Source organism: Embleya sp. NPDC127516 (assembly GCF_044765325.1).
Classification (GTDB): Bacteria; Actinomycetota; Actinomycetes; order Streptomycetales; family Streptomycetaceae; genus Embleya.
Map to the genome: position 1 here is coordinate 159,704 of NZ_JBIWJT010000022.1, position 19,090 is coordinate 178,793.

19 protein-coding genes are annotated in these 19,090 nt (G+C 72.2%); 9 read left to right on the forward strand and 10 right to left on the reverse strand.

Translation table 11 applies throughout. The annotated features are described in order from the left end of the window. Window positions 1-90 precede the first annotated feature (90 nt). From ACIRL2_RS35100 to ACIRL2_RS35115, 4 genes are read right to left on the reverse strand one after another with little or no spacing between them, the layout of a single operon-like run. On the reverse strand, window positions 91-582 hold the full coding sequence (locus ACIRL2_RS35100) for a RidA family protein (protein ID WP_395859442.1): 492 nt from the start codon (window positions 580-582) through the stop codon (window positions 91-93). Continuing rightward, the gene (locus ACIRL2_RS35105; protein WP_395859443.1) at window positions 579-1,421 is read right to left on the reverse strand and encodes a 2-keto-4-pentenoate hydratase; all 843 of its coding nucleotides are present in this window, start codon (window positions 1,419-1,421) and stop codon (window positions 579-581) included. Before ACIRL2_RS35105 ends, ACIRL2_RS35100 begins: the two co-directional genes overlap by 4 nt. After that, window positions 1,421-2,233 carry a 2-keto-4-pentenoate hydratase gene (locus ACIRL2_RS35110; protein WP_395859444.1) on the reverse strand — a complete coding sequence of 271 codons (813 nt, stop codon included), beginning with the start codon at window positions 2,231-2,233 and terminating at the stop codon, window positions 1,421-1,423. The genes ACIRL2_RS35105 and ACIRL2_RS35110 overlap by 1 nt, the downstream gene beginning before the upstream one ends. A gap of 34 nt (window positions 2,234-2,267) precedes the next feature. Continuing rightward, window positions 2,268-3,731, reverse strand: coding sequence for a 2-hydroxymuconic semialdehyde dehydrogenase (locus ACIRL2_RS35115; RefSeq protein WP_402237660.1), 1,464 nt, complete (start codon window positions 3,729-3,731; stop codon window positions 2,268-2,270). Window positions 3,732-3,980: 249 nt separating this feature from the next. On the opposite strand from ACIRL2_RS35115, the gene ACIRL2_RS35120 reads away from it, so the two are divergent. Next, window positions 3,981-4,901 carry an alpha/beta fold hydrolase gene (locus ACIRL2_RS35120; protein WP_402237662.1) on the forward strand — a complete coding sequence of 307 codons (921 nt, stop codon included), beginning with the start codon at window positions 3,981-3,983 and terminating at the stop codon, window positions 4,899-4,901. Here the strand turns inward: ACIRL2_RS35120 and ACIRL2_RS35125 are convergent, their stop codons facing one another. Further along, window positions 4,902-5,051 (reverse strand): hypothetical protein, encoded by a 150-nt coding sequence (locus ACIRL2_RS35125; RefSeq protein ID WP_402237664.1) that lies wholly within the window; start codon window positions 5,049-5,051, stop codon window positions 4,902-4,904. 117 nt (window positions 5,052-5,168) lie between these two features. On the opposite strand from ACIRL2_RS35125, the gene ACIRL2_RS35130 reads away from it, so the two are divergent. Together ACIRL2_RS35130 and ACIRL2_RS35135 are read left to right on the forward strand one after the other, a co-directional pair. Next, entirely contained in the window at window positions 5,169-6,320 is a 1,152-nt protein-coding gene (locus ACIRL2_RS35130; RefSeq protein ID WP_402237667.1) for a cytochrome P450, read from the forward strand. 306 nt (window positions 6,321-6,626) lie between these two features. Next, the gene (locus tag ACIRL2_RS35135; RefSeq protein WP_402237670.1) at window positions 6,627-6,911 is read left to right on the forward strand and encodes a hypothetical protein; all 285 of its coding nucleotides are present in this window, start codon (window positions 6,627-6,629) and stop codon (window positions 6,909-6,911) included. Between the two features lie 131 nt (window positions 6,912-7,042). Here the strand turns inward: ACIRL2_RS35135 and ACIRL2_RS35140 are convergent, their stop codons facing one another. After that, window positions 7,043-7,738: a TetR/AcrR family transcriptional regulator gene (locus ACIRL2_RS35140; RefSeq protein ID WP_402237672.1), complete on the reverse strand. Its 696-nt coding sequence runs from the start codon at window positions 7,736-7,738 to the stop codon at window positions 7,043-7,045. Between the two features lie 82 nt (window positions 7,739-7,820). On the opposite strand from ACIRL2_RS35140, the gene ACIRL2_RS35145 reads away from it, so the two are divergent. After that, the gene (locus ACIRL2_RS35145) at window positions 7,821-9,395 is read left to right on the forward strand and encodes an MFS transporter (RefSeq protein WP_402237675.1); all 1,575 of its coding nucleotides are present in this window, start codon (window positions 7,821-7,823) and stop codon (window positions 9,393-9,395) included. 22 nt (window positions 9,396-9,417) lie between these two features. On the opposite strand, the gene ACIRL2_RS35150 is transcribed toward ACIRL2_RS35145, so the two are convergent. Further along, on the reverse strand, window positions 9,418-9,999 hold the full coding sequence (locus ACIRL2_RS35150; protein WP_402237678.1) for a hypothetical protein: 582 nt from the start codon (window positions 9,997-9,999) through the stop codon (window positions 9,418-9,420). A gap of 274 nt (window positions 10,000-10,273) precedes the next feature. Between ACIRL2_RS35150 and ACIRL2_RS35155 the strand changes: the two genes are divergently transcribed. Then, on the forward strand, window positions 10,274-11,044 hold the full coding sequence (locus ACIRL2_RS35155; RefSeq protein ID WP_402237679.1) for a polysaccharide deacetylase family protein: 771 nt from the start codon (window positions 10,274-10,276) through the stop codon (window positions 11,042-11,044). A gap of 671 nt (window positions 11,045-11,715) precedes the next feature. Here ACIRL2_RS35155 and ACIRL2_RS35160 read toward each other — a convergent pair. Beyond that, window positions 11,716-12,225, reverse strand: a complete 510-nt coding sequence (locus ACIRL2_RS35160; RefSeq protein WP_395859453.1) for a Fur family transcriptional regulator — start codon at window positions 12,223-12,225, stop codon at window positions 11,716-11,718. A 93-nt stretch (window positions 12,226-12,318) separates the two neighbouring features. Here ACIRL2_RS35160 and cobG point away from each other — a divergent pair, with 93 nt between their 5' ends. The 3 genes from cobG (at window position 12,319) to ACIRL2_RS35175 (ending at window position 16,009) form a co-directional block, all read left to right on the forward strand. Further along, window positions 12,319-13,650, forward strand: a complete 1,332-nt coding sequence (cobG, locus tag ACIRL2_RS35165) for a precorrin-3B synthase (RefSeq protein WP_402237682.1) — start codon at window positions 12,319-12,321, stop codon at window positions 13,648-13,650. Between the two features lie 114 nt (window positions 13,651-13,764). Next, the gene (locus ACIRL2_RS35170; RefSeq protein WP_402237684.1) at window positions 13,765-14,394 is read left to right on the forward strand and encodes a precorrin-8X methylmutase; all 630 of its coding nucleotides are present in this window, start codon (window positions 13,765-13,767) and stop codon (window positions 14,392-14,394) included. Between the two features lie 70 nt (window positions 14,395-14,464). Next, window positions 14,465-16,009, forward strand: coding sequence for a precorrin-2 C(20)-methyltransferase (locus ACIRL2_RS35175; protein WP_402237686.1), 1,545 nt, complete (start codon window positions 14,465-14,467; stop codon window positions 16,007-16,009). Between the two features lie 128 nt (window positions 16,010-16,137). Here ACIRL2_RS35175 and ACIRL2_RS35180 read toward each other — a convergent pair whose 3' ends face one another. Continuing rightward, window positions 16,138-17,025 (reverse strand): cobalt-precorrin-6A reductase, encoded by an 888-nt coding sequence (locus ACIRL2_RS35180; RefSeq protein WP_395859895.1) that lies wholly within the window; start codon window positions 17,023-17,025, stop codon window positions 16,138-16,140. Between the two features lie 44 nt (window positions 17,026-17,069). On the opposite strand from ACIRL2_RS35180, the gene ACIRL2_RS35185 reads away from it, so the two are divergent. Then, entirely contained in the window at window positions 17,070-18,281 is a 1,212-nt protein-coding gene (locus ACIRL2_RS35185) for a cobalt-precorrin-5B (C(1))-methyltransferase (RefSeq protein WP_402237687.1), read from the forward strand. Window positions 18,282-18,325: 44 nt separating this feature from the next. On the opposite strand, the gene cobM is transcribed toward ACIRL2_RS35185, so the two are convergent. After that, a complete protein-coding gene (gene cobM / locus ACIRL2_RS35190) occupies window positions 18,326-19,087 on the reverse strand; it encodes a precorrin-4 C(11)-methyltransferase (protein ID WP_395859459.1) in 762 nt (253 codons plus the stop codon). Window positions 19,088-19,090 lie beyond the last annotated feature (3 nt).

The window sequence follows — 19,090 nt, forward strand, 5'->3', positions numbered from 1 at the left end:
TCGCGCGGTCGGTTCGGGCGCTCGCGCGGTTCGGGCGCTCGTGCGGTTCGGGCGCTCGTGCGGTTCGGTTCGGGTTCTCGCGCGATCGCTTCAGGGCTCGCCGACGACGGCGGGGTCCGGCGTGGAACGGTCCCGCGTGGAACGGTCCCGCGTGGAGCGGTCCGGCCTCGGCAGGTACGCGACACAGGAGATCTCGATCAGCAGATGCGGATGCGGGAGCTGGTGGACCGCGACGGTGGTGCGCGTGGGGCCGCTCTCGTCGAAGTACTCGGCGTAGACCTCGTTGTAGCCGCCGAAGTCGTTCATGCTGACCAGGTACGTGGTGAGCGAGACCGCGTCGGCCAGACCACCGCCCGCGGCGGCCAACAGGTCGGCGATGTTCTCGATCACCGCCCGGGTCTGCGCCCGGATGTCCAGATCGGTGGTGCCCATCGCGTCCGCGCTCGCGCCGACGAAGGTGCCGTCGGGTCGCCGGGAGCTGGTGCCGGACACGTAGACGAAGTCACCGGCCCGCTTGACGTGCGGGAACCGGCCGCGCGGGGCGGCCTTGCCGGCGACCAGGATGCCGTCGTCGGCGCTCATCGTGTGGTCACCTCCGCGCGGCCGAGGCCGGCCGCGGACACGCGCACGTGCGCGCCCTTGGGCAGCGGCATCGCGGCGGTGGCAGCCCCCGCGAGCACGACCCATCCGGGCCGGAGTTCGAGACCGGCCTCGGCGGCCAGTCGGGCTGCCGCGATCAGCGAGCGCAACGGGTTGCCCAGGATCGCCGCCGAGGACCCGGTCGCCACGACGCGTCCGTCGATCTCGACGAGCAGGCCCAGGTTGCTCAGGTCGAGTCCGGTCGGGTCGTGCCAGGGACCGAAGCCGAAGCCGGCCGCGGACGCGTTGTCCGCGATCACGTCGGGCAGCGTGAACTTGAAGTCCGCGTAGCGCGAGTCCAGCACCTCGTAGGCGACCGCGACACCGGCGATCGCGCGGACCGCCTCGGCCGGGGTGATCGTGCCGGACAGCGGGCTGCCGATCAGGAACGCGATCTCCGGCTCGATCCGGGGGTGGATCAGCTCGCCCAGGTCGAGCACACCACCCTCCTCGACCAGCATCGCGTCGGTGAGCAGCCCCCAGATCACGTCGTCGACGCCCATCTGGACCATCTTGGCGCGGCTGGTGAACCCCATCTTGACGCCGATCAGCGCCTCGCCCCGGGCCACCCGACGGTCGATCACGGCGCGCTGGACCCGATACGCGGTGTCCAGGTCGAGATCGGTGGTGTCGGTGAGCCGGGCGACGGTACGCCGGCCTCGTCCGGCCTCGTCCAAAGTGGCGGCGAGGGCGGCCACGAGTCGGGCGCCGGTGGCTTCGCCGTCACCCACGTGCGGGGCGCCCGCGGTGCTCTCGGTCGCGCCGTCGGCGGTGTCGGTCATCAGTTCTCCTCGGGGTTCGTCGCCGCGAACGCGACACGTACGTCGCCGAGCCCGTCGATCCGGGCCTCCAACACGTCTCCCGGGGCCACCGCCACCATCGGGCCCAGCGCGCCGGTGAGCACGGTGTCCCCGGCGCGCAGCGGTCGGCCGAGCCGGACGAGGATGTCCGCGAGCCAGATCGCCGCGTTCAGCGGGTGGCCCAGGCAGGCCGCGCCGACGCCGGTGGAGACCGGCTCGCCGCGCCGCTCCAGGACCATGCCCGCGAGCCGCAGGTCCGAGTCGCCGAGCGCCACCGGCCGGTTGCCGAGCACGTACATCCCGGAGGAGGCGTTGTCCGCGACGGTGTCCGCGATGCCGATGTCCCAGTCGCGCACTCGGCTGCCGCACACCTCGATCGCGGGCAGCACGAACGCGGTGGCCCGGATCAGGTCGGCGACGGTGTGCCGCTCGTGCGTCAGGTCGGCCTCCAGTACGAGCGCGACCTCGGCCTCGGCCCTGGGCTGGAGCACCGCACCGACCGGTATCTCGGCGCCGTCCGGCACCGCCATGTCCGCGTACAGCATGCCGAAGTCCGGTTCGTGCACCCCGAGCTGGCTCTGCACGGCGGCGGAGGTCAGGCCGATCTTGCGCCCGACCAGCCGGCGGCCCTCGGCGAGCCGGCCGACGGTCAGCCGCTCCTGGACCGCGTACGCGTCCTCGACGCCGGTGATCAGGTCGCGCACCGGCGCACACGGGACGCCGGACCTCTCCGCGTCGAGCAGCCGCGCGGCGGCCGCGTCGATGGCGTTCGTCGTTGTCTCAGTCACTGTCACTCTCGTTCCCGGCGGCGGTCGGATCCTGATTCGGTCAGATCTTGATGCAGATGTTCACCGGTTCGGAGAAGAAGTCCAACGAGTACTCGCCGCCCTCCCGGCCGATCCCGGATGCCTTGATCCCGCCGAACGGGGTGCGCAGGTCCCGCAGATTCCAGCAGTTGACCCACACGATCCCGGCCTCGACGCGCGGGGCGACCCGGTGCGCGCGGGAAAGGTCACGCGTCCAGACGGTCGCGGCCAGGCCATACGGGCTGTCGTTGGCGAGTTCGATCGCCTCGTCCTCGGTGTCGAACGGCAGCACATGGCAGATCGGCCCGAAGACCTCCTCCCGTACCGTGCGCGCGCTCTGCGGCAGGCCGGTCAGCACCGTCGGTTCCACGTGGAACCCCCGGTCCCGCTCGTCACCGAAGCTCGGTACGCCGCCGCCCGCGACGACCGTGGCCCCCTCCTCGACGGCGAGCCGGTAGTAGGACAGCACCTTGTCCCGGTGCGCCGCCGAGATCATCGGACCGTAGTCGGTCAACGCCCCCGCTCGGGAGCCGAGTTCGGCCACGAACGCGGCGAAGATCGAGCGCTCGACGTAGATCCGCTCGGTGCACAGGCAGATCTGGCCGGAGTGGGTGAAGGCGGAGCGTACGGTGCCCGCCACCGCTTCCTCGAAGTCCGCGTCGGCGAACACGATCGCCGGGTTCTTGCCGCCGAGTTCGAAGGACACCGGGGTGATGTGCTCGGCCGCCTTGCGCATGATCGCGCTGCCGGTGGCCGATTCGCCGGTGAACGCGATGGCGTCGACGCCCGCGTGCTCGGTGAGGAACTCCCCCGCCGCACCCGCGCCGTGACCGTGGATCAGGTTGAACACGCCGACCGGCAGCCCGGCTTCGTGGATCACCTCGGCGAGCAGCGTCGCGGTGCACGGCGTCTCCTCGGACGGCTTGGCCACCACGGTGTTCCCGGCCGCGAGCGCGGGGGCGACCTTCCAGGTCAGCAGCAGGAGCGGGAGGTTCCACGGCGAGATGATCGCGACCACGCCCAGTGGACGGCGCACGGTGTAGTTGAGCGCCTGGCCGGTGCCGCCGCTCCATCCGGGCACGGCGGTCGAGTGGGCCCGCTCGGGCCGCCCGTACAACAGGTCGGCGTAGGCGCGGAAGTTGCCGATCGCCCGGGGGATGTCCACGGTGGCGGCGAGCTCGCGCGGCTTGCCGGTGTCCGCGACCTCGGCGGCCACGAACTCCTCGAACCGGGCCGCGATGCCGTCCGCGATCCGCCGCATCGCCTCGGCCCGAAGCTCGACGGACGTCGACCCCCACTGCGAGAGCGCGCTGCGCGCGGCGGCGACGGCGGCGTCGACGATCGCCCGATCGGCCTCGGGAACATCGCCCACGACGGCCCCGTCCACCGGGTTCACCAGCGGGAATCTCTCGCCGCCCGCCCGGCTGAACTCTCCCGCCAGATAGTGCGCGGGCAGCACACCCGTCCCGGCCACCGACCGTCCCATCGCCCAATCCCTTCGCCGCAAGCCCCGACGCAGCGAGCTTCCCCCGGCCACGACATGCCCGTCCAATACTCTTTGGACCGTGATGCATATCGATTTCGGTATGTCACTCTCCGCCATCGACCCGCTGATGCGACCGCTCGATCGCACCTCCTCCAACGCACGATCAAACTAATGCTTGAAGATGGCTTGACTCATTAGTTCGATGATCGATAGAACTACGACATCAAGCCGTCGCCGGAGGTAGAGATCATGGGCATCACCGCTGTTCCGCAGGTCGCGCACCGTTTCGTGGAGGTCGACGGGGTTCGGGTCTTCTACCGGGAGACCGGGCCGGTGGGTGCGCCCACGTTGCTTCTGCTGCACGGCTTTCCCTCGGCCTCGCACCAGTTCCGACGGCTGATGGACGTGCTGGGCAACGACTTCCGGTTGATCGCGCCGGACTACCCCGGCTTCGGGCACACCGAGGCACCGGCGGGCTTCACCTACTCGTTCGAACGGCTGGCCGATGTGGTCGAGGGCTTCGTGGACGCGCTCGGGCTGGATCGGTACGTGCTGTACACCTTCGACTTCGGCGGTCCGGTCGGGTTGCGGCTGGCCGAGCGGCGGCCGGCGGCGGTCGCCGGGTTGATCGTGCAGAACGCGAACGCCTACGCCGAGGGCCTGTCGGAGATGGCCCGCGACTTCATCGCACTCACCCCCGAGGTGGAGGGCGCCCGGGAGAAGGCCGCCGAGTTGCTGGTGCTGCCGGTGACCCGGAGCCAGTACGAGGGCGGCACCGCCGACCCCACCCTGGTGGCGCCCGACGGCTGGACCCTGGACCAGCACTTCCTGGACCAGCCGGGCCGCAAGGAGGCCCAGGTCGACCTGGCGCTGAACTACCACACCAACGTCGCGCTGTACCCGAAGTGGCAGGCATGGCTGGCCGAACACCGCCCGGCGACGCTGATCCTCTGGGGCCGCAACGACATCTTCTTCCCGGCGACCGGCGCACACGCCTACCTCGCCGACCTCCCCGACGCCGAGCTGCACATCCTGGACACTGGGCACTTCGCCCTCGAGGACAAGCTGCCGGAAATCGCCCCACTGATCGCGGACTTCCTGCCCAGGGCCTGGGATGGGAAGGCCCGGGCCGGGGACCGGAAGGAGAGCATCGGATCGGTGTCCCGCTGATCACGCCCGCCTCGGGTCCGCGTGTCGATCTCCCGGATCGGCGCCGTGCGCGGCGCGAGCCGGGAGCAGGGGCCCGAGCCGGAGCAGGGTGGCGGCGAGTGCGAGGACGTCCGCGACGGCGGTGACGGCACGCGACAGCGTCCATGCCACCTCCGGATCGGGCGTCGTCGCGGGGCTCGTGGTTGGCGGGCGAGGTGGCGCCTCGCTAGGTTGGCCAAGCACGTTGTCGCCGATCGAAAGCGGTTCTCGGTGGATGTCGCTCGCGCCATGGCCCACGATCCGCACGGCGTCTTCGCCCGAATGCGCGAGGCCGGACCCGTGCACGCGATCGTCGCGCCGGACGGCAGCCCCGCATGGTTGGTCACGCGGTACGCGGATGTCCAGGCGGCTCTGGGCGACCCGAGGTTGTCGTTGCACAAAGGGCATGCCAAGCCCGGCGGTTACAAGGGATTCGAACTCCCGCCCGCACTGGACGCCAACCTGCTCAACATGGACCCGCCCGACCACACCAGACTGCGCCGCCTCGCCGGCCAGGCCTTCACCCCGCGCCACACCGCCGACCTGCGCCCCCGGCTCCAACGCACCGTCGAGTCCTTGGCCGACGATCTCGCCGGCCGCGAACGGGTTGACTTGGTCAAGGACTTCGCGTCGCCCTTCGCGGTCGACGTGATCTCCGAACTGCTCGGCGTGCCGACAAAGTCCCGGTCCGACTTCCGCACCTGGACCAATGCCGTACTGGGTGCGGACGCCACCCGGGAGGGCATCCGCGCGACGGTGCGCGAGATGTACGCGTTCTTCGTCGCGCTGCTCGCCGCCAAGCGCGCCGAGCCCGGTCCCGACCTGCTGTCCGCGCTGATCGCCGCGCGGGACGCCGAGGATCGGCTGAGTGAGGACGAACTGACCTCCTTGGCATTTCTGTTGCTCTTCGCGGGCTACGAGAACTCGGCCAACCTGATGGCCGGCGCGCTGCACGCGACGATCGAGGACGAGGCGCTGCGCGACGCGCTGCTCGCCGACCCGGAGGCGGTTCCGGTCCTGGTCGAGGAGGTCGCCCGGCACATGTCGCCGGCGCTGCTCGCGATCCGCCGCTTCCCGCTGGAGGACATCGAACTCGGCGGCGTCACCATCCCGGCCGGCGACACCGTCTTCCTGTCGATCGCCTCGGCCAACCGCGACCCGCGTCGCTACGCCCGTCCGGACCGGATCCAGTTGGACCGCCCCGATCCGGCCCGCCACCTGAGCTTCGGCCAGGGCATCCACTACTGCATCGGCGCACCGCTGGCCCGCCTGGAGGCCGAACTCGCGGTCCGCACCATCCTGACCCGCTTCCCGAAGACCCGACGGCACGCGCCGGTCTCGTGGCAGCCGTCGGTCCGCGTGCGCGGCCTGAGCACGCTCCCGGTCGAACTCGGCGACTGACCCGGACGACTTGTGTCGCCCCGCGCCGGCGTCGGGGATTCCCGGGGCCGCTGTCCGGGCGTTTCCGGGAGTCGCGGCGGGAGGGTGCCGCCGCGGCGGAACCGCGAAACGGGTCGTCCGGCGTCCGTTGGGTCATGCCACTGTCGGCGAACTGTCACAACTCTGTGAGAACTCTGTGGGCCGGCCGGATTGTCCGGTGACGGCGCGTCCGAAAGGGACCACAGTGGAAGCCGCACGACAGGGGATCGACGGTGCGACCTCACGACCGTCGAAGGGTGGCGTGCCATGGATGGGGAGTCGGAGCAGATGTCTGTTCGTCGAGCGGTTTCCGCGCAGGCGCACCACCACGGCGTACTCGGCCGGGAGACCGACGGCGGCGCCCTCGGGCGGGCCCGAGCCGGCCGGCCGTCGGGCGTGCGCTGGTGGACTCGGCGCACCACGCAGGGCGCCGCGATGATCGCGCTGATGGTCGTGGCGCTGGTGGTCGGGCCTTCGCTGGGCGTACTGCCGTCGCTGTCCGAGCGAGTGGACGGGGTCAGCCGGATCACGAACGTGGTCCACGACTCGGACGCCCCGGTACACAAGCGCTGACCGAGCGGCGCGCTCGCCTCCCGCTCCGCCCTCTCCCGAAGGCCGGACTCTGCGATCGGGTGGGGCCGGCGGGCCCGGGTCGGTTCGGTGCCCGCCCGACACCGTTTTCGTGCGGGCCGCCCGACATCGCTTCAGTGCCGTACCGACTCGATCACCCGACGCAGGCCGACCTCCAATAGCCGCGGGTCGTCCCAGTCGCGGGTGACGTGGTCGAACAACATCCCCTGGAGCAGCGCCAGCATGATGTGCCCGTCCAGGCGCGCGTCGGTGGAGCCCAGCGACAACGCGATCAGTTCCGCGAAGGCTCGGAACTCGGCCTGACAGCGGATCATCGCCTCGCGGATCAACGGCTCGCGCGCGCCCGCGAGTTCCAGCTCCAGACGGGCCAACTGCACGCTGCGTTCGCCGTCCCACCACTCGCGCATGTACACGGCCAGTTGCGGATAGTCGATCTCGATCGGCCGGACCGCCGTCATCCGCATCAGTTCGTGCGTGATCTCCCCGGCGAACCTCTTGTCCCGTTCGGCCATCCGCTCGATCACCGCCAGGATGAGCTGATCGCGGGTCTTGAAGTAGTACGTGACCGAGCCGTTGGGCAGCCCCGCCTCCTCTTGTACCGCGCGATGGGTGAGCCCGCGCAGCCCGTGAGTGGCCAGCACCCGAATCGACGCGTCCAGCATCAGCGTGCGGCGGTCGACGCGCGCCGAGCCGGCGGGCGGATCGGGTGTGGCGGGTACGCCGGCCGGGGCCACCCGGACTGCCGGGGCCGATGTGGCGGAGGGGGCAGAGGCGTCGGGCGTGCCGGCGGGATCGTTCACGTGGGGCATGTGTCCATTATCCCTGCGCTTGACGCTTGTAGAAATATTCTCTACAACTATAGAACTTACTTCTACGAACGTAGGAACAGCGATGGCTTCCTCAGGGATACCCGCCACCGAGTCCGCGGTCGGGGCCGACGCGGACGCGGCCACCGAACCCGCCGAATCCGCCGGGGCCGCCGGGCGCTCGCGATCCGCGGGCCCCGGCTCGACCCGCTCCGCCCGCCCGGTGAATCCGAAGCTCGTTCTGCTGCTCGTGTGTGTCGCGCAGTTCGTGCTGCTCGTCGACGACACGATCGTCAACGTCGCGCTGCCCACCATCGGCGACGATCTCGACTTCACCGAGAGTTCGCTGTCCTGGGTCACCAACGCCTATTTCCTGACCTTCGGCGGCTTCCTGCTGATCGGCGGCGGTCTGGCCGACCTGCTCGGCCGACGGCGCCTGTTCGGGATCAGCCTGGTGATGTTCGTGCTGGCGTCGGCGGTCTGCGGCATCGCGCCGAACTCCGCGGTGCTGATCGGAGCCCGCGCCGCACAGGGCATCGCCGGCGCGCTGTTGTCCCCCGCCGCGCTGGCCATCCTGCTGGCGACCTTCCGGGAACCGGCCGAGCGAGCCCGTGCGCTGGGCACCTGGGCCGCACTCACCGGGCTCGGCGCGGCCACCGGCCTGTTGCTCGGCGGCGCGCTCGTCGAGTGGACCCACTGGCGCTGGATCTTCCTGATCAACCTGCCGGTGGGCGCGCTCACGCTGCTCGCGCTGCCCAAGGTGATCGGCCCGGACGACCGGGAAGCGGTCCGTCGCGTACCGGACTTCGCCGGTGCCGCGATCGGCACCGCCGCCGTGCTGACGCTCGTGTACACCGTGGTCGAGACCGACACCCACCCGTGGAGCTCGACCCGGACCCTGCTCGGACTGGGCATCGCGGCCGTCCTCGCGATCGGCTTCGCGGTACGCCAACGCTACGCGGCCGAACCGCTGCTGCCCCGAGCCCTGTTGCGGATGCGGCACCTGGTACTCGCGGACGTCCTGGTGCTGGTCGCGGCCGGCGGTCTGTTCGCGATGTTCTTCTTCCTCACCCTGTACATGCAGCGAATCCAGGGCTGGTCGCCGATGGAGACCGGCCTGTCCTTCCTGCCGTTCAGCGTCGGCATGGGACTCGGGGCGGCGGTGTCCACCAAACTGATCGCCAACCGCGGCCCGTTGCTTCCGGTGAGCGTGGGCCCGGCGGTCGCCGCCGGCGGCATGTGGCTGATGAGCCGCCTGGACGCGCACAGTTCGTACACCGGTCACCTGATGCCCGCGCTGGTGGTCACCGGCCTGGGCCTGGGCGTCGCGTTCGTCGCGATCATTCACACCGCGACCGGCGGAGCCGGCGAGGGCGAAGGCGGCGTCGCCTCGGCGATGGTGACGACGTGTCAGCAGATCGGCGCGGCGATCGGCATCGCGGTCCTGGTCACGGTCGCGACCAACCACACCAAGGATCGGGTGAAGTCCGGCGTCGTGCAGCAGGACGCCGTGGTGGACGGATTCAGCCGGGCATTCGAGATCCAGGCGGGCCTGATGGGCGCGGCAGCCCTCCTGGGCATCGTGGTCGGCGTGGCCACCGCCCGCCACCACGCGGCCCGGAAGGAAGCGGGGCCGGATCCTCTCTCGGGCTTGACGTAGGAGAACCCGGGGCGGCCGGGTTCTATTCGGCGCCACCTCGGGCGGGTTCGCCGAGGTGGCGCCGGCGGTACGACCACGTCACCGCCGCCAGGAGCGGCGCCCACCACACCAGCGGCTGGTACAGCACGCCGAGCAGGTCGCCTCCGGAATCGGTCATGTCGTCGTGCGGAACGGCCCACCAGAACAGGAACTGGGTCCACAGCAGGGCCAGGATCACCACACCGGTGTAGGCGACGCGCGTCACGAGCACCGGATTCATCCGCCGCCCGCCGACGAACGGGACCCAGCGGGGTGGGCGTTCGCCCCAGGGCCGGACCAGTCCGAGGGTGAGCAGGGCGGCCAGTTCGGTGCTCAGGCTGAGGAAGACCACCCACGGCCCGCCCCACCCGGTCATGTTCATGTTCGCGTAGCCCTGCTCGGTGTATCCACCGTGGTTGCCGAAGACGAGCGCGAACCGCCAGATCGCGGAGGGCAACGGGGTCAGCGCCGCGACATGCGCGGCCACGATCGCCCAGCGCGGGGCGGGTGGCACTTCAACGGCGGAGCCCGGTACGGGAGCAGGTGCGGGTGTGCTGGTGGCGCCGGTCTCCGGAGGTGTGATCATGTGCGGAATTCTGGCATCGGGTGCGATGTCACCACCTCGGCGTACGGACCTGCCTTTCGGTCGATCGCGGGGATGAGGGCGGAGCGTCGGGTACGGCCCGCGAGGGATCGACGGCCCGGCGGTCGAGACCGGATTTGTTCGAGGCGGTCGGGTTCAGTCGCGTTCGGCCCGCCGCACCGTGCTCGAGTCCTGGGGCTCGAATTCGGAACTCCGGCGCGCGGGACGACGATCCACCGACCCCCGATCCGCCGATCCGGTGAACTCCCGTCGCGTCGTGCGTGTCCTCGTGAACGCGGTCTCGGACATGTGCAAGACACTCGGCATGGACACCACTTCCGCCACGTCGCGCCGTACGTTGCTGATGGGCGCCGCCGCCACCCTCGGTCTTCTCACCGTCGCCACACCGTCCGCCGTCGCCACCGACGGACAACCCTCCCCACGCCCCGCCTTCGTCTCGGAACCGGTCCGCTTCGTCGACGCCGGGCCCGGACGCATCGCGGTCACCTTCGACGACGGACCGCACCCCGAGTACACGCCGCGGGTACTGCGGGTACTGCAGAAATATCGGGTGCCCGCGACGTTCTGCGTCGTGGGCTCGGAGGTCGAACGACACCCCGGACTGCTCCGCGCGATCCATGACGGCGGCCACGCGATCGCCGGCCACTCGTGGTCCCACGCCGACCTCCGGCAACTGCAGCCGGCCGCCGTGATGGAGGAAGTGGAGCGCAATCTGACCACAATCGATCAAGTCCTGCCGGGACTTCGGATCGAGTGGTTCCGCGCCCCGTACGGCCGCTGGTCGGCGGAGGTGATGGGCGCGCTGCGCGCCAACGGCCTGCGCCCCCTCGGCTGGTCCGTCGATCCCCGCGACTGGGAACAGCCCGGCACGAACGAGATCGTCCGCCGAATCCTGGCCGACACCACAACCGGCTCGATCATCGTCAACCACGACGCGGGCGGCGACCGCTCCCAAACGGTGGCCGCCCTGAGCCTATGGCTCCCCCGCCTCCTGGCAGCCGGCTACCGCTTCGTCCTCCCAACCTGACCCGCCCCCACCACACATCCCACCCCGAGAAACCCGACACAAGCGCAAGCCCAAGCCCCGGGCCGGCAACGCACGTAACCCGACGCAGCCGACACCGGCACGCCGGACGTGCGACAACGCAGCCCGGGTCGGCACCACAGCCAAGCAGCGGACCGGGGTCGCGCGCGATCGAACCGCGAGCGCCCCGGCAGCGCACCACGTCCGCGCGACCACGCAACGCGCCGACGCGGCGGGCGGCGGTGGACGACCGGCCCAGCCGCCGAGTCGCAGGTCACCGCGGCGACGAGCATGGGCGGCCGTGGGCGGCGCTGAGCCCGCGCCGTGTGGCGGTCGCTGAGCCCGCGCCGTGTGGCGATGGGAGTGGCCGGGCGTAGCGGGTCCTGTGCCGGGCGCACGTTGGTGTCGGCGGATTCGGCCCTCGCTTCCTGTACGGGTGTCCGCGTCCGGCCGGGCAGGAGAAGGCCCCGAGACATGCTCGGCCGGTGCCGCACGATCGGGGCGCGACGCCGGACGGTCGGGTGCTGCCGGTGGGCCACGACGGCACGCACATCCTCGACCGGAGCCCGGACGAACGGAGGTGACGCCCGGTGGTCGAGTGACGCCGGTCGATCGGGGCGAAGTGCCGAAGAGTACTCGACCGGGTGGGTCGGGTGAGGGTGGTCGGGTGTGGGTCAGGGGCGGGTGGTGTGTCGGCTTCGGTGGGGGGCTTCGAAGGGGGCGGGGGGCTTCGTGCAGGATTCGCAGCGGCCGGTGAGGGCGACGGCTGTCGGGTCGAGGACGAAGCCCTGTGCGGCGGCCAGGCGGGAGGCGACGTCGTCCAGTAGGTCGCCCGGCGCGTGGCTGACCGTGCCGCAGACGCGGCAGCGTACGTGCACGTGTGTGCCGCCGACCAGGTGGCCCGCCAGGTGGTAGGTGGCCGCGTCGTGGCGCAGCCGGGTGAAGGCGACCAGGTCGAGGCGTTCGAGTGCGTCCAGCGCGCGGTAGATGGTGGTCCGGTGCACGCCCGGCGCCGCCCGGGACACGGCGGCGAAGATCGCGTCGGCGCTCAGATGTTCGTCGGCGTCCGCGAGCACCCGAAGCACTGCGGTGCGCGCCACCGTGACCCGCTCGCCGTGCGCGCGGATCTGCCGCACCGCCTCGGACACCGGGTCGGGGGTGGGGTGCTGTACACCGTCGTCCATATGCAACAGTGTCGCATCTGGCCGATCGACAACCCGACATGGGGTGACAGGCCGGGCATACCGATACGAGGCACCGAGGCACGACGAAGGGCGGTGGGTGCGGTGGTGGTCCGCGAGCGCGACGACGCCTGCCCCGGGGTCGTGGACGCGTCGCCGGCCGACGACGGCCTGATCGCGCGCGTACGCCTCCCGGGCGGTCGGCTCACCCCCGCCCAACTACACGAACTCGCCGAGCTGGCAGCGCGTTTCGGTACCGGTTCGATCGACCTGACGGCACGCGCGAACATCCAACTGCGCGGCCTGGCCGAGGCCGACCTGCCCGCCCTCGCCGAGGCCGTCACCGCGGCCGGCCTGATGCCCTCCCGCAGCCACGACCGGGTGCGCAACATCCTCGCGAGCCCACTGGCCGGCCGCGACCCGAACGCGCTGCTGGACGCGGACGCCGTACTCACCGCCGTCGACCACGCCCTGTGCGCGGCCCCGGATCTGACCGCCCTGTCCGGCCGCTTCCTGATCGGCATCGACGACGGCGGGCTCCCGATCGCCTCCGCCCGGCACGACCTGGACCTGGTCGCGCCGGCCCGCGACACCTTCGCGCTGCACACCGCCGGCCACGACACGGCCTGGCGATTCGCCCCCGCCGACGCACCGGCGGCGATCGTTCACGCGGCCCGCGCGTTCCTGGCCGCCCGCGCCGACACGGGTGCCTGGCATATCCGCGAACTCCCTTCCGGCGCGGCCCGGTTCGCCGCCACCCTCGGGTCCGCCCCCTTCCCGAGTCGTATCCGCGAGCCCGCGGTCGCCGGCCCGAGCCCCGGCGGGCCACGTCGCCACAGCGGCAGCCGGCCACCCATCGGCGTACTCCCGCAGTCCGACGGCCGCTTCGCCGTCGGAGCACTGGTCCCCCTCGGTCGCCTGACGCGACGTCACCTGTCCACCCTCGTCGGCTTGCGGGCCGAACTGCGCATCACCGGCACCAGAGGCGTGGTGATCCGCGACGTGACCGACCCGGCAGCGACCTCGGCCGCTCTCGAAGCAGCCGGCCTGCCATGCGACCCCGCTTCCCCGTGGCGCGGCGTGACCGCGTGCAGCGGCCTGGGCGCCTGCCGCCGGGCCCTGGCCGACGTGCGCACCGAGGCCACCCGTCACGCACTGGGCCACTCCCCCATCGGCGTCGCCCTCGCGGACACCACCCCGATGGACACGGATCGTGCGGCCGCCGATCCCCCCGGAGCTCTCGGCCGCGCCGACACGCACTGGGTCGGCTGTGCCCGCGCATGTGGCAAGCCCGCCGGTGCGACGCTTGTGGTCGCGCGCGAGGACGGCACCTACGAAACCGTCCCGCCCGGCCGAGCGCCCACCCCCGGACCGGTACCCGCACGGGCACCCGCACCGGGCCCACCGGCACCGTCCACCCCGGCATGACGGCCGACGGACTCCCCGCGCGGCATGTTCTTCATCGGGCACGCAGCACCATGCCCCCCCCACACGCACGACGACCATCACCACCACCCACACCCGGGCAAAGGAGCAGCCGACGTGGACGACGACTGGATCAAGGACGGCGCCGAGATCTATCGGCGTTCGTTCGCGACCATCCGGGCCGAGGCGGACCTGTCCCGCTTCCCCGAGGACGTCTCGCGCGTCGTCGTCCGGATGATCCACGCGTGCGGCATGACCGACCTCCCGCAGGACGTCGGCTTCCACCCCGATGTGGCCCGTGCCGGTGCCGAGGCGCTGCGTGCCGGTGCGCCGATCCTGTGTGACGCGAACATGGTCGCGTCCGGGGTCACGCGCAAGCGGCTGCCCAAGGACAACGACGTGCGCTGCCTGCTCGCCGACCCGCGCACTCCGGTCCTGGCCGCCGAACAGCGCACCACCCGCAGCGCCGCCGCCGTGGACCTGTGGGTCGACGACCTCGCCGGCGCCGTGGTCGCGGTCGGCAACGCGCCGACCGCGCTGTTCCGGCTGCTCGAACTGATCGACCAGGGCGCCCCGCGCCCCGCCGCGATCATCGGGATCCCGGTCGGCTTCATCGGCGCGGCCGAGTCCAAGCAGGCCCTGGCCGACCATCCCGCCGGCATCCCCTATCTCGTCGTACACGGCCGCCGCGGCGGCAGCGCGATGACCGCCGCCGCCCTGAACGCACTGGCGAGCGACCAGGAATAGGCGGCGGGCAACAGCCCGAAGCCGAGAAGTCGCGAAAGAGAATCGCCCCACCCACCCCCAGGAGCACAGCGTGACCACCACCGGCCGCCTGTACGGCATCGGCCTCGGCCCGGGCGACCCCGAGCTGATCACCCTGAAGGCGCATCGCCTGATCACCTCGGCCGACGTGGTCGCCTACCCGGTCAAGAAGGGTGCGCGCGGCGTCGCGATCACCATCGCCGAGCCGTATCTGAGCGACACTCAACTCCGCCTCCCGCTCGAATACCCGGTAACCACCGAGAGCACCGATCACCCGGGCGGGTACGACGGCGCGCTCGCCGACTACTACGACTCGACCGCCGCCGAGATCGCCGCGCACCTGGACGCCGGGCGCGACGTCGCGGTGCTGTGCGAGGGGGACCCGTTCTTCTACGGCTCGTACATGTACTGGCACGAACGCCTCGCCGACCGCTATCAGGTCGAGGTGGTGCCCGGCGTGACCTCGGTCAGCGGCGCGGCGGCCGTGCTGGGCCGGCCGCTCGTGCAGCACGACGAGGTGCTCACCATCCTGCCCGGTACGCTCCCGCCCGACGTGCTCGCGGCCCGGCTGCGGACCGCCGACTCGGCTGCGGTGATCAAGCTCGGCAAGCGGCATTTCCCGGCGGTGCGCGGTGCGTTCGAGCAGGCCGGGCTGGCCGAGCGCACCTGGTACGTGGAGCGCGCGACCACCGATCGGCAGCAGGTGCGGCCGCTCGCCGACGTGGTCCCGGAGGAGGTCCCGTACTTCTCCCTCGTGATCACCCCATCGGCGGCGTCCGGCGGCGAGTTCGCGACCAACCGCACGCCGCGCGCGCCGGAACCGGAGTACGTGCTGCCCGAACCCACCGGCGAGATCGGCTCGATCGACGTGGTCGGCCTGGGGCCGGCCGGTCCGGAATGGCTCACCCCCGACGCGCACGCCGCGCTCGCCGCCGCCGATCACGTGGTCGGCTACGGCCCGTACGTCGACCGCGTGCAACCTCGCCCCGGGCAGAAGCGGCACCGCACCGACAACCGGGTCGAGGCCGAACGCGCGCGCCACGCCATCGCGTTGGCCGAGGCGGGCGGCCGGGTCGCGGTGGTCTCCTCCGGCGACGCGGGCGTGTTCGCGATGGCGTCGGCCGTACTGGAGGCCGCGCACGAAACGGCCACCGAGGTCCCGGTCCGGGTGGTCGCCGGGCTGTCGGCGATGCAGGCGGTGGCGTCCCGCGCGGGTGCGCCGCTGGGCCACGACTTCTGTGTGATCAGCCTGTCCGCGATCCTCAAGCCGTGGGACGTGATCGAGCGTCGGCTGACCGCCGCCGCCGAGGCGGACCTCGCGGTCGCGATCTACAACCCGGCCTCCAAGACCCGGCGGACCCAGGTCGCCGAGGCCCGCGACCTGTTCCTCAAGCACCGCGGCCCGGACACCCCGGTCGTGGTGGGCCGCGACGTCGGCGGCCCGACCGAGTCGGTGCGCGTGGTCCGGCTGGCCGACCTGGACCCGGAGGTGGTGGACATGCGTACGCTGCTGATCATCGGCTCGTCGCAGACCCGCACCTATCCTCGCCCGGACGGCGGCACCGGCGTGTACACGCCGCGGCGCTACCCGGCCTGACGATCGGGCCGACCGTGTTCGCGTACGTCCGTCGGGTCGAGCCGCGCCGTCCGCCGGGCCGGCGGCTCGGCCGGGTCGCCAAGATCGACTCGGGGCCGTCCTGTGTCACAGTGAGTGGCGTGCGCGACTCACCCTTCGGCCGCAGCGGCCCGCTCGGCCGGCCCGGCAGGCCCGGCCAGGACCCACCGCGCGGCGGACTCCGCGTCGGTGACCTGTGCCGGTGCGCGCACCCGGGGACGGCGGATCAGCACCACCGGCAGACCCAGCTCGCGGGCGGCGGCGAGTTTGGCCGCCGTCAGGGCACCCCCACTGTCCTTGGTCACGAGCGCGTCGATGCGCCGGTCACGCAGCAGCGCGATCTCGTCGCCGACCGTGAACGGGCCTCGGGACAACAGCACTTCGCACGCGCGCGGCAACGCGCCCGTGGGCGGCTCGACGCTGCGCAGCAGGAACCACAGGTCGTCCAGGTGCGCGTAGGGCGCGGTCTCCAGGCGGCCCGTGGTCAGGAAGACCCGCCGAGCCAGGCCCGGCAGAATCCGCGCGGCCTCGTCGGCGGAGTCGACCGGGTGCCAGCGGTCGCCGGGCACGGCGGTCCAGCCCGGACGTTGCAGGCGCAGCAACGGGACCTCGGCCTCGGCGCAGGCCGCGACCGCGTTCGCCGAGATCCGCGCCGCGAACGGGTGAGTGGCGTCGACCACGGCCACCGCGGCCCGCGCCCGCAACCACGCGACCAGGCCGGGCACGCCGCCGAAGCCGCCCACGCGGGTCTCGCCGACCGGCAACACGGGCGCGCTGGTACGCCCGGCCAGCGACGAAACGACACGCAATCCCGGGACGTCCACCAGCCGCGCGGCGAGCACACGCGCCTCGGCGGTGCCTCCCAGCACAAGCACCACACGGCCCCCGTCACCGACGGCGACCGACCCGACCGGATCACCGGAGGCAACCGAGCCGAGCGAGCCGCCCGATCCGATCATCGGCGCGTCGGCGGTACGGGCTTCCGTCGCCCCGCTCACCGTACGCGCCTCTCCCGACCCGCTCACGATTGGCTCCTCCCCCGATGACCCGCCCCGATCAGTTGCGCCGAGGGTGGACCACCGGAGCATGCGCGACCGCCGCCGCGACGGCCGCCTACCAGGCTCTGCTGACCGGCGAGTTTCCCGACCCGGTGACCGTGTGGCTGCCCGGCGGCCAGACGCCCGCGTTCGCCCTCGCCGTCGAAGAGCTCACGACCCAAGACCTCATGCCCCGAGAGCTCACGAGCCAAGAACGAAGAGCCCAGGAACGAACGGCCCAAGACCCCACGAACCAAGACCCCACAACCGAAGCCCCCACCGCGAAGCACCCCCCGCCCCACACCGCCATGGCCGGCGTAGTCAAGGACGCCGGCGACGACCCCGACGTCACCCACGGAGCACTGATCCGGGCCACCGTGCGGCACGCCGCGCCCGGTTCCGGCGTGATCTTCCGCGCGGGTCCGGGCGTCGGCACGGTGACCCTGCCCGGTCTGCCGCTCGCGGTCGGTGAACCGGCCGTCAATCCCGTCCCGCGCAAGCTGATTCGCGAGGCGGTGGCCCGGGTGGCCGCGGCGCACGGCGGCACCGGCGACGTCACGGTCGAACTGTCCGTGGACGACGGCGCCCGGATCGCCGAACAGACCTGGAACCCGCGGCTGGGCATCCTCGGCGGCCTGTCCATCCTGGGCACCACCGGCATCGTGATCCCGTACTCGTGCTCGGCCTGGATCGACTCGATCCGCCGTGGCATCGACGTCGCGCTGGCCACCGGCGAAACGCACGTGCTCGGCGCGACCGGCACCACCTCCGAGCGGGTCGGCGCCGAGGTGTACGGCCTGTCCGGCACCGCACTGCTGGACATGGGCGACTTCGCCGGCGCGCTGCTCAAGTACCTGCGCAGGCACCCGATCCCGCGGCTGACCATCGCCGGTGGCTTCGCCAAACTCTCCAAGCTCGCCGACGGCCACCTCGACCTGCACTCGGGCCGTTCGCAGGTGAACCTGGACGCGCTCGCCGAACGGGCCACGGCGGTCGGCGGGGACGCCGACCTGGCCACCCACATCCGCGCCGCGAACACCGCCCTGCACGCGCTCGAACTGGCCCGCGCGGCGGACGTCCCGCTCGGCGACGCCGTCGCGGAGGCCGCCCGCGACGCCGCCCGAGCCCTGCTGCGCGGCAGCGAACTCCCGATCACCGTCGACGTGATCGCGATCAACCGCACCGGCACCATCGTCGGCCGGGCCGCGCCCGCCTAGCCCCGGGCCCGATCCGGTCGGCGCCCGGTCGCCGCCGGTCCGGCTCACCCGACCGGCCTCGGCTCGGTCCGGTCACGAATCTCGCTGTACAAGTGGCTGTCGCAGAAGCCCGGTTCACCCAGGACGCGGCCGACCATGATGACCGCCACCGCCTTGATGCCGTTGTCCCGCACCAGGGAGACCAGGTCGACGAGTTCGCCGCGCACGATCAACTCGTCCGGACGCGACGCGCGCGCGACCACCGCGACCGGGCAGTCCGCACCGTACAGCGGGGTCAACTCGGCCACCACGCGCTCGACCTGACCCACCGCCAGATGCAGCACCAGCAGCGCGCCGGACCGGCCCAGGGTGGCCAGGTCCTCGCCCGGCGGCATCGCCGTCGCGTTGCCCGCGACCCGGGTCAGGATCACCGTCTGGCCCACCGTGGGCAGCGTCAGTTCGCGGCCCATCGCCGCCGCGGCGGCGGCGAACGCCGGTACGCCCGGGGTGATGTCCCACGGGATGCCGAGCGCGTCGAGGCGGCGCTGCTGCTCCGCCACCGCGCTGAAGAACGAGGTGTCCCCCGACTGGAGCCGGGCCACGTCGTGCCCGGCCGCGTGTGCGGCCCGCAGTTCCTCGACGATCTGATCCAGGTTCAGCTCGGCGGTGTCCACGAGGCGGGCCCCGGGCGGTGCCGCCTCGACCAGTTCGCGCGGCACCAGCGCGCCCGCGTACAGGCACACCGGCGACGCGGCGATGATCCGCAACCCCCGCACCGTGATCAGGTCGGCCGCGCCGGGGCCGGCGCCGATGAAGTGCACGGTCATGGA

Bases quoted from the DNA above. Each gene is read 5' to 3' on its own strand.
- ACIRL2_RS35100 (WP_395859442.1), bottom strand. From the start codon at position 582: ATGAGCGCCGACGACGGCATCCTGGTCGCCGGCAAGGCCGCCCCGCGC.
- ACIRL2_RS35105 (WP_395859443.1), bottom strand. From the start codon at position 1,421: ATGACCGACACCGCCGACGGCGCGACCGAGAGCACCGCGGGCGCCCCG.
- ACIRL2_RS35115 (WP_402237660.1), bottom strand. From the start codon at position 3,731: ATGGGACGGTCGGTGGCCGGGACGGGTGTGCTGCCCGCGCACTATCTG.
- ACIRL2_RS35120 (WP_402237662.1), top strand. From the start codon at position 3,981: ATGGGCATCACCGCTGTTCCGCAGGTCGCGCACCGTTTCGTGGAGGTC.
- ACIRL2_RS35130 (WP_402237667.1), top strand. From the start codon at position 5,169: ATGGCCCACGATCCGCACGGCGTCTTCGCCCGAATGCGCGAGGCCGGA.
- ACIRL2_RS35135 (WP_402237670.1), top strand. From the start codon at position 6,627: ATGTCTGTTCGTCGAGCGGTTTCCGCGCAGGCGCACCACCACGGCGTA.
- ACIRL2_RS35140 (WP_402237672.1), bottom strand. From the start codon at position 7,738: ATGCCCCACGTGAACGATCCCGCCGGCACGCCCGACGCCTCTGCCCCC.
- ACIRL2_RS35145 (WP_402237675.1), top strand. From the start codon at position 7,821: ATGGCTTCCTCAGGGATACCCGCCACCGAGTCCGCGGTCGGGGCCGAC.
- ACIRL2_RS35150 (WP_402237678.1), bottom strand. From the start codon at position 9,999: ATGATCACACCTCCGGAGACCGGCGCCACCAGCACACCCGCACCTGCT.
- ACIRL2_RS35160 (WP_395859453.1), bottom strand. From the start codon at position 12,225: ATGGACGACGGTGTACAGCACCCCACCCCCGACCCGGTGTCCGAGGCG.
- ACIRL2_RS35185 (WP_402237687.1), top strand. From the start codon at position 17,070: ATGACCCGCCCCGATCAGTTGCGCCGAGGGTGGACCACCGGAGCATGC.
- cobM (WP_395859459.1), bottom strand. From the start codon at position 19,087: ATGACCGTGCACTTCATCGGCGCCGGCCCCGGCGCGGCCGACCTGATC.